Here is a 14,164-nt window from a genome sequence, read left to right as displayed (position 1 = left end):
CGGCGATCAGGCAAAAATTTTGTCGATCTTCTGCTTCATGGTGTCGGCAGTGAACGGCTTGACGATGTAATTGGAGACCTTGGCCTGCACGGCCTCGATGATGTTCTCCTGCTGCGCCTCCGCCGTGACCATGAGAAAGGGGATATGCGCGAACTGCTCGCTGGCGCGGACCTTGCGCAGCAGCTCTATGCCGGTCATCTGGGGCATATTCCAGTCGGAAACGATGAAGTCGATCCTTTCCCTGTTGAGCACATCCCACGCGGAGGTGCCGTCGTCGGCCTCCACCACGTTCTGAAAGCCGATCTGGCGCAGAATGTTGCGAACGATGCGGCGCATGGTGGAAAAGTCGTCAACCACAAGAACGCGCATATTGGGATCGTAAGGCATGAGAAACTCCTTCCGCCACTGGTCCCCCAAGGACCGTTGTTATATTAGATTTCCGGCCCTTCCCCGTAGCGGCTGACGAATTCCCTCCGCAGACGGTTCAAAGCCTGCGAATGGAGCTGGGAAACGCGCCCTTCGGTGATGCCCAGCACTTCGGCGGTTTCGCGCATATTCAACTCGTCCGTATAGTAAAGCGAGAGTACCAACTTTTCTCTTGGCGTCAAGGTGTCGATAAGCGGCGCAACGCGCTCCACCAGTTCCCGCATGGCCGTATTGCGGTAGGGTTCGCCGTCGCTCCGCTGTCCGTCGCCCGCAAGGGTATCCTGGATGGCGTCCAGCGAAACCCAGAGCTGATTCTGCAGCGCCTCCAGCCCTTGCCGCACCTCGTGCAGCTCCAGGCCGGTGAGGCGTTGCAGGTCTTCCTCCGTGGCGGGGCGTCCCTCCACGTTTTCCACCTGCCGCATGGCTTCGTCCAGGACGCGCACCCGCTGCCGCAGCGAACGGGGAAACCAGTCCAGCCGGCGCAGCTCGTCCAGCATGGCCCCGCGGATGCGGCTTTCCGCATAGGTTTCAAAGCGGATGCCGAGCTGCGGCCGGAACTTGCCCAGCGCCTCCATGAGCCCCAGCGTGCCGGAGCTGATAAGCTCGCCCAGCTCTACACTGCGCGGGAGCTTGGCCTTGAGGCGCAGAGCCAGAAAGCGGATTTTGGGGGCGTAGTGCCGCACCACCGCTTCCTGCTCCGGCGGCGAAAAGTGTTCCCAGGCGGTAGCGCCGCTTTCCAGCGCCTCCCAGGGTTGCGTCCGCGCTGTGGCGGTTTTCATGGCCGTTCCCTCAGTTGCCGCCTCTTCCCGCACAGTGGCGCAGGCCCGTGCCGCGCCGGTTGTGCGCCGCCGCTTCCGGCCCGCCCGGGCGCGACGTCGCGTTCTGCCGCACAGGCGCAATGCCTAGCGGAATAAAAGTTTTTTCCAGAAAAATTTGATGTTGCCGTCCAGGTTTTCCGGCACTTCCCAGGTGGTGATGGTTTTGGCCATCTCCAGCACGCCGCGGGAGGCTGGGCTCTGCGGATCGCTCACGCAGAAGGGCAATTGCTGCACCACAGCTTTGCGCACGGCCGTGTCGCGCGGGATCACGCCCGCCAGCTCCAGAGAAACCCCGCTCAGAAAGTGGTCGCAGGCCTGGTGCAGGCGCACAAACATTTCCCGCGCCGTTTTGGCGTCCGGCGCCATATTGACGCAGACCTCAAACCGCTCCACCCCATGGTTGGTCTTGAGCACCTTGATGAGGGCGTAGGCGTCCGTGAGGGAGGTGGGCTCCGGCGTAAGCACCACCAAGCGCTCCTGCGCGGCCATGTTGAAATAGAGCACATTGTCGTTGATGCCCGCGCCCGTGTCCACAATGAGGAAGTCCAGGTCGTCCTCCAGCTCGTCCACGGCCTCCAGCAGCTCCAGCTTCTGCCCGGTGGAAAGGGTGAGCATTTCGCTCATGCCCGATGAGGCCGGCAGGATGGAAAAGCCGTAGGGCGTGGGAAAAAGGATTTCCTGGATGGAAGCGCCCTCGTGAAAAAGGTGGAAAAGATTTTTCTGCGGCGTCAGCCCCAGCACCACGTCCACGTTGGCCAGACCCAGGTCCGCGTCGATGAGCACCACCCGCTTGCCCAGTTGCGCAAGGCAGATGGCCAGATTGACCGAAATATTGGTTTTGCCCACGCCCCCCTTGCCGGAGGTGACGGAAAAAACCAGGGGGAAAGTGCCGCTCATCTGAGTGCTCCGTATGTTTCAGCCAGGGCTCAGGCCGCCTGGCCGGGCAACTGCCGTTTGAAAATCAGGCGCCAGACCAGCGGCTCCGTGGCCGGGGCAAGGCTCTGCTGCAGCTCAGCGCCGAAAGAAAGGGCCGAAACCGGCAGTCCTGCGGCGCAGGCCACGTTGACCATAGTACCAAAGCTAACGGCTTCGTCCAACTTGGTCCAGACCAGGGATCCCGGCCCGTCGTGGCGGTAGCGCTGCAGCAGGGCGCGGACCTGCATTTCGTCGTAAAAAGGGGAAAGCACCAGATGGGTGGCCGCGTCGCCAAGGTCCAGGCCCATGCGCTCGCTCCAGGCGGCCAGCGTATCTTTGCGGTCCAGGCCGGGCGCATCCACAAACACGGCGCTCGCCCCGGCGCAGGCGGCCAGGGCCTGCTCCATGGCGGCCTTGTCCGGCGCTTCCATATAGGCAAAGCCCGAAAGCTCGGCCCAGTGGCGCAGCACCAGGCGGCCGTTGCCGCGCAGGCAATCCGCGTTGATAAAGGCGATGCGCGCCTCCGGCTCCTGCCGCCGCCAGTGCAGGGCCAGGCGCAGGGCTGTGGAGGTTTTGCCCGCGCCGTAAGGGCCCGTGAGCAGGTGCAGGCGCTGGGGCCATTGCTCCCTGCCCCAGGGCCGCACCGGCACCATGCGGCAGAGGCACTCCAGCACCGAAGCGCCAGGCGCGTCGGCCAGCCGCTGGTAAAGATCCACGGCCACAGCGTCGGAAACGCCCTCGCGCTGCAGATACTCCAGGGCCACCCGCTGCCGGGGGGTAAGGCGGTCCAGACGCATGGCGGGCTTCATAAGCGCAAAAAGCTGCTCTTTGACGTGCTGCCAGTCTTTGCGCCATTCGTTCCAGCCCGCGGCCGCGGGCTGGGCCGCGGCTTCCGGGCGCTCCAGCCCGGCGGTGATCTCGTGGCAGACGGCCCCGTTCTTGCGGAAGGTGCGGCTGCCCAGAATAACGGCGTCCGGCCCCATTTCGGCCTTGATTCTGGCAAGCAGTTCCTGCGCTGTGGCTCCGGTAAATGTCTTGACCTGCATGTCGTATTCCTTTGCCGCACACGTCTTGCGGTGTCGATTGTGCCGTTTGTCTGACGACGCGATAAAATATGCAAGTTACAGGCCAAAATTGCAGGCCGCCGGAAGCCAAAAAAAAGGCGGCCCGAAAGCCGCCTAAGATAAGGATAAAGCGCTAAAAAATCAATGCTGCACCAGGGCTGCGTAGGCCGCCGCCGTAAGCGCGCCGTCCTCGTCCGGAGCCGTGCGGCGCACCTCCACAAACCAGCCCTCCCCGTAGGGATCGTCATTGCAGAGTTCCGGCGCGTCGGCCAGGGCGGCATTGACGGCCGTGACCTCGCCGGAGACGGGCATGAGCGCGTCGCTCGTCACCTTGACCGATTCAATGGAGGCGCAGGATTCGCCCTGGGCAAAGGCAGCCCCCACTTCCGGCAGGTCCACAAAGATGACGCCGCCCAGCTGATCCTGGGCAAAATCGGTGACGCCGATGCGCCAGACGCCGTCCGGGCGCTGCTGCGCCCAAAGGTGCCCGGCGTGGTACTGTCTATCCTCTGGAAAATTCATGGAGAACTCCTTATTGGGGGACGGCGCGGGGCGCGTTCAGGGCCAGGGGCAGGATTTCGTCCAGCGTGGGGTGCGCGATCATGACGCTGTGCAGCTTTTCGGGCGTATATTCCCCGGCCAGCAGCAGCCCGGCCACGCTCACCAGGTGTGAAACGCCGCCGCCCACAGCCGCCATGCCCACCGGGCGCTCGCCCTCCCAGACCACCTTGACGAAACCGGCCGTGTGGCCGCTGGCCTGGGCTATGGGGTTCATGGTCAGGGGGGCCTGCGAAACGCTCACAGCCCGTCCCGCCCGGAGCAGCTCCCCGGCCGTGGGGCCCACGCGCATGATTTCCGTGCTGCCGTAAACGCAGGAAGGCACAGCCCCCGGCGCGTATGCGCCGGGCTCCCCCCCCAGAATGCGCCGGGCCACATAGCCCGCCTGGTGCTCCGCCGCGTGGGCCAGCAGGGTCAGACCGTTGACGTCGCCCACGGCGTAGACGCCGGGGGCCGCCTCCAGGTGTGCGTCCACGGTCACATAGCCGCGGCGGTTCAGGGCGCAGCCCAGGCTTTCCGCCCCCAGGCCACGGGTATTGGGCGTGCGGCCCACAGCTACCAGGGCCTTGGCGGCCGTGATTTCCCGGCCGTCCTCCAGGGTCAGGCGGGCCTGGCCGTCCACGGTGCGCAGCTCCTTGGCGCGCGCGCCTTCCAGGCAGACGACGCCGCCCTTGGTCAGAGCGCGGAGCATTTCTTTGGCAATATCCGCATCTTCCAGCGGCGCGATGTGGGGGGCGGCCTCCACAATGGTCACCTTGCTGCCCATGGCGCGGAAAAAGTCGCCCATCTCCAGGCCGATGGCCCCCGCGCCCACGATGATCAGGCTCTCCGGCACGGCCGCAATGCGCAGCAGCGCCGTGCTGTCCAGCACGCAGTCGTTGTCCGGGGTCAGGCCGGGGAAGGCAGCGGAAGACGTGCCGCAGGCCAGGATCACCTGCGCGGCCGTCAGTTCCGTAACGCCGTCCTTGCCCTCCACGCGCGCCCGGTGCAGGCCCTCCGCCGTGCCGACGCACACGCCGCGGCCTTCCGCCAGGGTCACGCCCAGGCCGGTCAGCTCCTTGGCCAGGGCCTGGCTGCTGCCTTTGGTGAAGCGGCCCACACGGGTCTGCAGGGCGGCATAATCCACAGTAATTTCGCCCTTGGCCACCCGCAGGCGCTGCTGCGCAGCCAGCAGGGCGGCCGGCGCCACGGCCCCCAGCAGGAGCTTGGTGGGAATGCAGCCGCAGTTGAGGCAGGTGCCGCCCCAGTGCGTGTCTTCCGCCAGGGCCACCTTTTTGCCGCCTTTGGCCAGCAGGCGGGCCGCCGACGTGCCGCCGGGGCCGCCGCCCAGAATAAGAACGTCAAAAGTCTGCACGGATATTCCTCCCGAACCGACGCCTGCCGACGCCGGATGTTATCTTGGTCGGGCCGCCGCGCGGACGGCGCGGCAAAACCGTGTCGTCCGCGCGAAGAGCCCTATTTGCCGATTTCGGCCTTGAACAAAAACTGCCGGGCAGCGGAACGGTACATCAGCAGGTTCTGCTCCGGCAAGGGATCCAGGCCGTGCAGGTCCACGGCCGTATCGGGCGGCAGCGCCTCAATGCGGTAGGGCAAGGTGGGCTGCCCGCAGGCTTCGGCCACCATTTTGGCCGCGTCTCTGGCGTCTTCGCGTCCAGGCCAGGCCCACTGCCCGTCCGCCCCCGGCAGGGGCCGCGCCAGGAAGCGCACGCCCCCGCCGGGGATATCCTGCACCAGCTTGATGCTGGCGGCCAGGGAGGCCGCGTCGGGCGCGCCGCCGTACACCGCGGCCGCGGCGGCCGGGCCGCCCGCCACGTTGAGCACGGCCTTCACGCCTTTGATCGCCAGCAGGCGTTCCAGCAGCGCAGGCTTGCGGCCGTCCGCCTGCAGCCAGACCTCCAGGCCGCCCGCGGCCAGGCGGTCCACCAGAATGCAGAGGTTCTCCTCCTGGCCATCGGGGCACTGCGAGGGATAGATGCCGCCGATCTTGCCGTGGAGCAGGTCGCTCCTGGTGACGCAGGCTTCCAGCACATGGCCGGAGAGCAGGTAAGCGATGATTTCGCCGGAACCCTGTTTGATGACCTGGCCGTCGTCAAACAAAGGGAACTCCACGCCTTCGGGGTTGCGGTAAATGGCCTTGCGATTGGCGCGGTAAAAGGCGTTGAAGACCGGGGCGTCCGCCTTGAAGTCCACCGTGGCGTAAGGGATGTCGCGTTCGGCCAGGAAGGCTTTGACGATTTTGCAGCGGATGCACTCCGGTGCAGTATACAGTGTGATGCTCATACAAACCTCGTACGGAAAAGGTGGGGGGCGGAATGCTGCCAAAGGCTCAGGCGATGTCCTCCAGCGACTTGCCGCCCGTGCGCGCGCCCCAGATGCCCAGAATGAGCGCCGCGGCGACGCAGAGCGCGGTGAATATATAAAACACGCCGTCAAAGCTGTATGCTGCGTAGACAACAGGAATCAAGGGCTGGGAAAAGGCCACGGCCAGGCGGCCGGAAGCGGCGTGGAAGCCGGTGGCCGTATTGCGCGACATGGTGGGGTAAGACTCCGCCGTGTACGAAAACACCGTGAAGCCCATGCCCATAACGCCGGCCGTGAGCAGCCCGCCGATGACCACCACCAGCCAGTAGCCGCTGACATTGCCGAAGATGGGGGCCAGCACGGCCATGAACACCAGCATGCAGACGATGGGGATTTTGCGCCCCCCCATATCGGAAAACAAGCCCGAAACATAGCAGCCAAGGGGCACGCCGATGGAAATGAGCGTGGTGGCCATGAGGCAGTCCTCCAGGCTGAAGCCGTGGGCCTTGAGCAGGGTGGCCGTCCAGTTGGTGACCAGGAAGGTGGCCGGATTGGTGAGGATGACCAGCAAAAAAATAACGATGGTGCGCTTGAGGTACTTTTTGCTGCACATGCTCAGCAGCACTTCCTTGAGCGGAGCCTTGCGGGGCGGCTGCTTGGCCGCTACCGCCGAAAGATCGATGTTCTGGTGGGTGATGTCGAGCATAATGGCCTCGGCCTCGGCCACCCGGCCGCGCGCCACCAGCCAGCGGGGCGATTCGTCCAGGTACTTCCAGGCAATGATCAGCGCCAGGTAGCCGAACCCGCCCATATAAAAGATATACCGCCAGGCCTCCTCGTGCAGGGGGATAACGGCCCGGCAGAGCATGCCAATGACCGGCACGGCGCAAAAGCCCACGGCCGCCACCGTGTTCTGCCATTTGCCGCGGCTTTCCGCCGGGGCCATCTCCGCAATATAAGCCTGCGAACACACCATAAGGCAGAACACGCCAAAGCCCGTCAGCGCGCGGGAGGCCACAAACACGGGAAAACTGTTGGTCAGACCGTTGATGATGGACGCGGTGGAAAACAACGTGATGGCAATAAGAAAGGTCTTGCGGCGGCCGATGACGTCCGAAATGACGCCCCCCACCAGACCGCCGCAGGTCATGGCCACAAAGTACCAGAAGGTAACGTGCCCCAGGTCCTTCATGGTCAGGCCCCAGTTGTGCATCAGCGCCGGGGCGATGAAGCCGAAATTCCAGTTGTCCATCTGCTCGCAGAAGTAGGCGATCATGATGATGAAAAACACTACCTTATGACGCCCGCTGACCTTGAGCCCATCAAAGTAGTTGTTGCTGATGCGTGGTGCGTCCTGCATGACCCCTCCTGAATATGCGCCCTTGGCAGCGGGCTGTGGTCGGTTGTGAAAGAGAGCGTATGCACAAGGCATACACCTATTCACCTAGGCCAGCAGCGGACCCGGCAATGTTGTGGCGGCAACCTTTTTGCGTCTTTTTTCACAGAAACACAATATTACCTTGAAAATAATCATTTTTTACAAGAATCCAACGCCATGTGAAAAATTGCATAATTCTCAAAAATGTTGTTGCCGCAACGTCAGACAACAACAGCAACGGGCATGAAAAAGCTATGGCTGGAGGATATGGAAGGATTGTTCAAAAAATCACAGGAGGACACATGCACTACGCCCGCCATGCCCTGGCGCTTGCGGTTGCGGTCTGCGCGCTTCTTGCGGGCCGGCAGCCGGTCGAAGCGGTGGATTTTAAGGTCAAGGGAGCCTTTGACATCAGCTTTGAAACCTCAAACGTGCTGCCGCGCGGCGTCAGCGGCAAGGACACCTTCGGCGCCATTGAGCGCCTGCGTGCCCAGATCGACGCCGTGGCCAGCGAAAACCTTTCAGGCAGCGTCATGTTTACGGTGGGCACCGGCACCATGAACTGGGGCTCCGCCAAGGACGGCGCGGCCCTGGGCGCGGACGGCACGCAGAACCTGGGTGTGCGCCATGTCTACATCGACTGGACCTTGCCCAAAACCGACCTCAAGGTGCGCATGGGCATGCAGCCCCTGCTGCTGCCGGGCTACGTCACGGGCTGGAACGCCGTCTACGGGCAGTCTACCGCGGGGGTCAACCTGAGCCTGCCCCAGGTGCAGCTGGGCGACGCGCGGATAGAGGCCGCCTTTTTCTGGGGCCGCCCCTATAACGACAACTCGAACCTGACCCAATACAACAAAGACGAATCAGGCTATCTGGACAACCTGGACGTGTTCGGCCTGAGCGTGCCCATCACCGCCCCCGGCCTCAAAGTTACCCCCTGGGGCATGTACGCCCTGATGGGCGAAAACAGCCTGCGCGGCATCAACGACAACACCGCCCAGCGCGAGCCCGCCATTTATGCGCCGCGCGGCGGCCTTATGCCTGTGCTGGGCAGCGGCGGCACCTATGTGAGCACCTTTGAAAAAGTCTACCGCAGCGCCCACAACACCTGGAGTAACGGCTATTGGGGCGGCCTGACCTCCGAGCTCAACCTCTGGGCCCCCTTCAACATCGCCGCCGAATTCAGCTACGGCGCGGTGGATATGGGCGAGCTGCACAACTACACGGGCTTTGGCGCTACGGCCGCCCAGGGGCGGACCTTTGAGCTCACCCGCCGCGGCTGGTACGCGGCCCTGCGGGTGGACTACAAGTGCGACTGGGGCACGCCCGGCCTCACCGCCTGGTACGGCAGTGGCGACGACGACAACCCCTACAACGGCTCCGAGCGCCTGCCCCAGTTCAATACGGCCTGGCCCGTAACGCCTCTGGGCTTCGGCGGCGGCTTTTTTGACCTGAACACCTGGAAGGTGCTGGGCCACAACCCCAGCGGCCTGGCGGGCGGTGTGATCGGCATCAAAGACCTGAGCTTCGTCAAAGACCTTACCCACACTGTCAAGGTGGGCTATTTTCAGGGCACCAACAGCGCGGAAATGCCCCGCAAGGCCAACATGGTCAGCTATCCCAGCCGCGCGGACGGCCCCATGGCCTATCTGACCACCACGGACCATGCCTGGGATTACAGCATCTCCAATACCTACAAGATCTACGAAAATCTGCTGGTCAACCTGGAAGCCGCCTATGTGAACCTGCACCTGGACGGTGACACCTGGCACGGCGTGGAAGATTCGCAGTACCGCGACAACTGGCGCGTTTCGCTCTCCTTCCGTTACCTGTTCTGAGCGGGCGCCCGACCTGACGCCGGAGCGGCGCGGGGCCCTGCCCCTGCGCCGCTCTTTTGTCCACCCGCCCCGGCGTAAGGGGGCCCCTGTCCGCTTTTTTATGCAGCGCCCGGCGCGGCATCCGGCCAGTCAAAAATAAAAACCTGCTCCACGTCCGGGTGCAGGCTGTGGTGTACGCCGCAGGTTTTGGCGGCGCGCTCCATAACGGTTTTTTCCTTCTGGCTGTACGGCCTGGCGGGCATGTGGAAGGTGACCTCCAGCCGCCCTATGCGGCTGGGGCTGCCGGAAGTCATGGACTTATTGATCTCCAGCCGCGTGCCGCTCACGTCCAGGCCGTGGTTTTCGGCATAGGTGGCCAGCACGCTCAAGGCGCAGGCACCCAGGGCCGCCGCGCAGAGGTCGGTGGGAGAAAAACTGTCGCCCGCGCCGCCGTGGTCCGGGGTGGGCGTGGTGCAGAGTTTGGTGCCGCTCAGGGTGTGGACGCATTCCACGCGCAGATTGCCCAAATACGTTTCAGTAACGGTGGCCATAAGATCCTCTGTTTGACGGGTAATAGGGTATTTCAACGTTCAATGCCGTGGCGGCTGCGTGCGCAGACGCGCGCCGTGCAGGCGAAGCGCAATGTATTTGCGCCGGCAAGCGCCGGAACGAGCGTATCGTAACCCTTGGACGGCCTGTTCTCAAAGGCAGTCTGCTCTCCTCGTTTGCGGCCTGGCGCAGCAGGCAAAAGTGCCCCGTCGGCAGCAACGGGGCACTTTTGTGGAGGAGGCAGCCGACGCCGAGACTATTCGGTGGCGGCCACGCAATGGCCCGCGCCGCTGTAGTAGCCAACGGTGCCCTTGACCGAAACCGTGCTCAAGGGACCAAAGGGCGCCGCGTCGGGCACCCGGTAGTCCTTGACGCTCAAGGGTTCAATGGCCTTTTCGGCGGGGACTTCGGCCTGCGGCACCCAGGCGTAGGGCAGGCGGTAGGCGCGGTACACCCAGTTCATGGGCATGCCGATGTGCCCTTTGTAGGGGCACAGGTATTCCCAGACGATCTCATGCTCGCTGGTGACTTCAAACACGCGGCCGTCCGAACCTTCGCAGATCAGGGTATTGCCGTTGGGCAGCCGCTGCGCCGAGCTGATGAAGGGGCTGTAGAAGCGGCTGGCGTCCAGGGGGATGAGGAAGCCCGCCTCGTGCGGGGTATACTGCCACACGATCTTGAGGCTGACGGGGTCTATCTCCAGCACGCGGGAGTAGTCGCGCTGCGCGGCTTTAACGCCGTGGGCCGCGCCGGGATTGGGCGCGCCGTAGCCGGCCCAGCCGCCGTTGTCAAAGACCAGGATGTTGCCCTCGCCGGGCAGGCCGCGGGGGATCATGTGGGCATGGTGCTGGCCGATGATCCAGCCAATGCCCTTTGCCTCAGGTGTGCGGTTGTAGTCGGGGCCCAGCTGCCAGACGACCTTGCCGGTCTTTTTGTCCAGAATCAGAATGACGTTGGTTTCGCGGCCGTCGATGATGATGTTGTCGGGATGAAAGCGGCCGTCCCCGGCGTCAAACCACTTGTTGGGGCCGAGGGTGGACATGGAGTTGACGTGCATCCAGTCGCCCACGCCGGGCGCGTCTTCCATGAGGGTGCCGCCGCGGTAGTTGGGGTCGCGGCACATGGCGTTGCGGGCTTCCTCGGAAAAGCCCATCTCTTCCGCATGGTCGGAGCAGGCCCACTCCCAAAGGATGTCGCCTTCCCAGTTCACTTCATAGATAACGTCGTCCACCAGGGTTTTGTCGCTGATGTACGGCTGCACGGTGTTGCGGTGGCAGAGCACCAGGGTGTTGCCGGAATCGATCTTGGGTTCGGAGCCGGGCGCATAGTAGCCTGCGGAGCTGCCCTCGCGCTGAAAATCGTGGTGCTGGCGCGCCATCCAGCGCGGTTCCTGGCCCGGATCCTCGATAAATTCCGCCCGGTCAAATTTCCAGACGATGTTGCCGTCCCAGTCGATCTGCACCAGGTCCAGCTGGTCCTGCAGGCCGAACTTGGGGTGGCGGGTGCCGGTGCTGCCCATGAGCATGCCGCCAGGGAACATCTTGTTGGGAAAGCCGTGCACGTCCTTCCACATCCGGATTTCATGACCGTTCATGCCCAGAAGCAGGGCCCCGTTGTCGGGAGCCTGCAGGATGGTAAAGCCGTTCCAGGCCTTGTCCGGATTATACAACGTGACGCCGGTGGGATAAATAGTGGGATGCCCCATAAAAACCTCCAGTTGGTGACGCCGCAGGCCTTGCGCGCCGCGACGGTGATGCTGCATGGGGAATGGTAGGGCGGGAAAGCTGCCGGGGATGTTGTGGTAGCAACATTATTCACAAAAAGACGGCGCTAAGGTGTTTTCAGGGGAGGCGGAAGCCCCGGGTGGGGCTTTGGACGCCGTTGGCTTGGTATTGTTGTTTGTTTCACATATACTGGGGGTGATTCCGCCGTAACGGCGCGGAGGTGCGTATGTCCTTTACCGAGCTTGTGGGTCAGAATATTTGCTGGCGGGCGGTGGCGCCTTCCAGGCCCCGCTTGTGGAAAAAAGGCCAGAAATTTGCTGACGACCAACCCCACATGTTTTTTGTAGTCAGCGGCAGGGTGCGCCTTATGGCCCTGGCCGCCGAAGGCAGCGAAAAAACGCTCTGGTACCTGCGGGAAGGCTGCTGCTTCAACGAAACGCCCTCATTCATTCTGCTGGGCCACGACAATCCCTTAGTCATGGGGGATGCCCGGTACTATCATGAATGCGTTGAGGACAGCTATATATGCTCTTTTACGGGCGAAGAAGTGCGTAAAATAGGCTTGCAGAAACCTGAACTGCTGCTCAACCTCTGCCACAGCTTCAGCTTTAAGGTCACGCTGCTCTCGCAGCAGGTGATTTCCCTGAGCCTGAAATCGCAGACGACCCGGGTCTGCAAATTCCTGGCCTCGCGCATCGTGCCCGGCGCGCAGCCCCTGCGGGCCCGTCGGGACATCTCCTACCGGGAAATGGCCGACCTTCTGGGCATGCACCGCATTTCCCTCTACAAGGTGCTGCGCCAGGCGCAAAGCCGGGGGCTGCTGCGCTTTGACAAAAGCTGCGAGGATATTTTTATCCTCCGGCCTGAAGAGTTTTTTAAGGAGGCGCACCTCGCGCCCACGGCCTACGGGCAGCCGGCCTGACGGCAAGAAGCGGCAAGGCCGCCAAAGACGGTCTTGCCGCAATCTTTTTCAGGGCCATCTGGTCGTTGCGCGTGCTCCAGAGCAGATTACCTTTGAGAACAGGCCTGCTTAAAGTTTGCGACACGCCCGTTTCGGCGCTTAACGGCGCAAATAACTTGCGCTTACGCCTCCACAGCGGGCGTCTGCTCACGCAGCCGCCAGGGCATTTCAACTTTGAAATGCCCTAAAACTCCAGGTTCCCCGGCGTGCGCGGGAAGGGGATGACGTCGCGAATGTTGCTTATGCCCGTGAGCAGCATGAGCAGCCGCTCAAAGCCCAGGCCGAAGCCCGCGTGGGGCACGCTGCCGAAGCGGCGCAGATCCAGGTACCACCAGTAGTCTTCAGGCCGCTGCCCCAGCTCCGCAATGCGGGCCGTAAGCCGGTCCAGGCGCTCCTCGCGCTGCGAACCGCCGATGAGCTCGCCAATGCGCGGCACCAGAATATCCACGGCGGCCACGGTGCGCCCGTCGTCGTTCTGACGCATATAAAACGCCTTGATTTCTTTTGGATAATTATACACAGCCACGGGCTTGCCAAAGTGCTCTTCCGCCAGGTAGCGCTCGTGTTCGGTCTGCAGGTCCGTGCCGAAGGCCACGGGGTAGGCAAAATCCTTGCCGCTTTTCTGCAGAATCTCCACGGCCTCGGCATAGGGCACGCGGGCAAAGGGGGCGGCCAAAAGCCCTTTGAGCCGAGCCAGCAGGCCTTTATCCACAAAGCTGTCAAACAGGGCCAGATCCTCGGCGCAGTGGGCCAGGGCGTGCTCCACCACAGAGCGGGTAAGGTCTTCGCCCAGGTCCATGAGGTCGTCCAGATCGGCAAAGGCCATTTCCGGTTCGATCATCCAAAATTCGGCGGCGTGGCGCGGGGTATTGGAATTTTCCGCCCGGAAGGTGGGCCCAAAGGAATAAACCCGGCCCAGGCCCATGGCCAGGGCTTCGGCCTCCAGCTGGCCGGAAACGGTCAGGTTGCAGCGCCGCCCGAAAAAATCCCGCTGCAGATCCGTCTGCCCCGGTTCCAGCGCCGTGACGCGGAACATCTCGCCCGCGCCTTCGCAGTCCGCGCCCGTGAGCACCGGGGTGTGCACCCAGGCAAAGCGGCGCGAGCGAAAAAACTCGTGCACCGCGTAGCCGGCTTCAGCCCGGATGCGGAAGGCCGCGCCGTATTTGTTGGTGCGCGGCCGCAAATGGGCGATGGTGCGCAGAAATTCATCGGAATGGCGCTTTTTCTGCAAGGGAAAAGTCTCCGGATCGGCCAAACCGAACACCTCCACCGCCGTTGCCCGCACCTCCCAGCGCTGGCCTTTGCCCGGCGAAGCCACCAACGCGCCGCGCACGCGCACGGCCGCGCCCGTGGCCGCCTCGCCCAGCCCCGCCTGCGCCGCCGTGCCCGCGTCCACAATGCACTGCAGGTTGGCGCGGCAGGAGCCGTCGTTAAGCTCCACAAACGAAAATTCCTTGGCGTCGCGGCGGGTGCGGATCCAGCCGCAGAGGGCAACGTTATCCGCGGGCGCGGCGGCGTTCAGCAGATCCACAATAAGGGTGCGCTGCATGGCGGTTATCCTCGCTTGCTGCAAAATGTGCTGGCTAGTGTAGCCCCATTGGGCGCGCGCCTCAAGGGGCCGGAAAAGCGCGCCGCCCAGGCCGGACGCCTCTG

General features: G+C 63.5%; 13 protein-coding genes. 2 read left to right on the top strand and 11 right to left on the bottom strand.

All coding sequences use genetic code 11. The features are described from left to right. Positions 1–6: 6 nt before the first annotated feature. From BLS55_RS08665 to BLS55_RS08630, 8 genes are all read right to left on the bottom strand, one after another. A complete protein-coding gene (locus BLS55_RS08665) occupies positions 7–387 on the bottom strand; it encodes a chemotaxis response regulator CheY (protein ID WP_092154357.1) in 381 nt (126 codons plus the stop codon). Positions 388–431: 44 nt separating this feature from the next. Further along, positions 432–1,205 (bottom strand): FliA/WhiG family RNA polymerase sigma factor, encoded by a 774-nt coding sequence (locus tag BLS55_RS08660; protein WP_092154355.1) that lies wholly within the window; start codon positions 1,203–1,205, stop codon positions 432–434. A gap of 123 nt (positions 1,206–1,328) precedes the next feature. Then, positions 1,329–2,141, bottom strand: coding sequence for a MinD/ParA family protein (locus tag BLS55_RS08655; protein WP_092154353.1), 813 nt, complete (start codon positions 2,139–2,141; stop codon positions 1,329–1,331). A gap of 29 nt (positions 2,142–2,170) precedes the next feature. Further along, positions 2,171–3,205, bottom strand: a complete 1,035-nt coding sequence (locus BLS55_RS08650) for a flagellar biosynthesis protein FlhF (protein ID WP_092154352.1) — start codon at positions 3,203–3,205, stop codon at positions 2,171–2,173. A gap of 159 nt (positions 3,206–3,364) precedes the next feature. Next, the gene (gene gcvH, locus BLS55_RS08645; protein WP_092154350.1) at positions 3,365–3,745 is read right to left on the bottom strand and encodes a glycine cleavage system protein GcvH; all 381 of its coding nucleotides are present in this window, start codon (positions 3,743–3,745) and stop codon (positions 3,365–3,367) included. 10 nt (positions 3,746–3,755) lie between these two features. After that, positions 3,756–5,135 carry a dihydrolipoyl dehydrogenase family protein gene (locus BLS55_RS08640; RefSeq protein WP_092154348.1) on the bottom strand — a complete coding sequence of 460 codons (1,380 nt, stop codon included), beginning with the start codon at positions 5,133–5,135 and terminating at the stop codon, positions 3,756–3,758. Between the two features lie 101 nt (positions 5,136–5,236). Next, a complete protein-coding gene (locus BLS55_RS08635; protein WP_092154346.1) occupies positions 5,237–6,061 on the bottom strand; it encodes a thioredoxin domain-containing protein in 825 nt (274 codons plus the stop codon). 46 nt (positions 6,062–6,107) lie between these two features. Continuing rightward, complete coding sequence (locus tag BLS55_RS08630; protein ID WP_092154344.1) at positions 6,108–7,442, bottom strand: MFS transporter; 1,335 nt, start codon at positions 7,440–7,442, stop codon at positions 6,108–6,110. Between the two features lie 320 nt (positions 7,443–7,762). On the opposite strand from BLS55_RS08630, the gene BLS55_RS08625 reads away from it, so the two are divergent. Beyond that, a complete protein-coding gene (locus BLS55_RS08625; protein ID WP_092154342.1) occupies positions 7,763–9,298 on the top strand; it encodes an outer membrane homotrimeric porin in 1,536 nt (511 codons plus the stop codon). Between the two features lie 98 nt (positions 9,299–9,396). Here BLS55_RS08625 and BLS55_RS08620 read toward each other — a convergent pair whose 3' ends face one another. Then, positions 9,397–9,828, bottom strand: a complete 432-nt coding sequence (locus BLS55_RS08620; RefSeq protein WP_092154341.1) for an OsmC family protein — start codon at positions 9,826–9,828, stop codon at positions 9,397–9,399. A 254-nt stretch (positions 9,829–10,082) separates the two neighbouring features. Continuing rightward, a complete protein-coding gene (locus tag BLS55_RS08615) occupies positions 10,083–11,531 on the bottom strand; it encodes an aryl-sulfate sulfotransferase (RefSeq protein ID WP_092154339.1) in 1,449 nt (482 codons plus the stop codon). 353 nt (positions 11,532–11,884) lie between these two features. Here BLS55_RS08615 and BLS55_RS08610 point away from each other — a divergent pair, with 353 nt between their 5' ends. Then, on the top strand, positions 11,885–12,472 hold the full coding sequence (locus BLS55_RS08610; protein WP_180365431.1) for a Crp/Fnr family transcriptional regulator: 588 nt from the start codon (positions 11,885–11,887) through the stop codon (positions 12,470–12,472). 223 nt (positions 12,473–12,695) lie between these two features. Here the strand turns inward: BLS55_RS08610 and asnS are convergent, their stop codons facing one another. Next, entirely contained in the window at positions 12,696–14,060 is a 1,365-nt protein-coding gene (asnS, locus tag BLS55_RS08605; protein ID WP_092154335.1) for an asparagine--tRNA ligase, read from the bottom strand. Positions 14,061–14,164 lie beyond the last annotated feature (104 nt).

The sequence above is a fragment of the Desulfovibrio legallii genome (assembly GCF_900102485.1).
In the GTDB taxonomy this organism is placed as follows: Bacteria; Desulfobacterota; Desulfovibrionia; order Desulfovibrionales; family Desulfovibrionaceae; genus Desulfovibrio; species Desulfovibrio legallii_A.
This window is presented reverse-complemented; position numbering and strand designations above follow the sequence as displayed.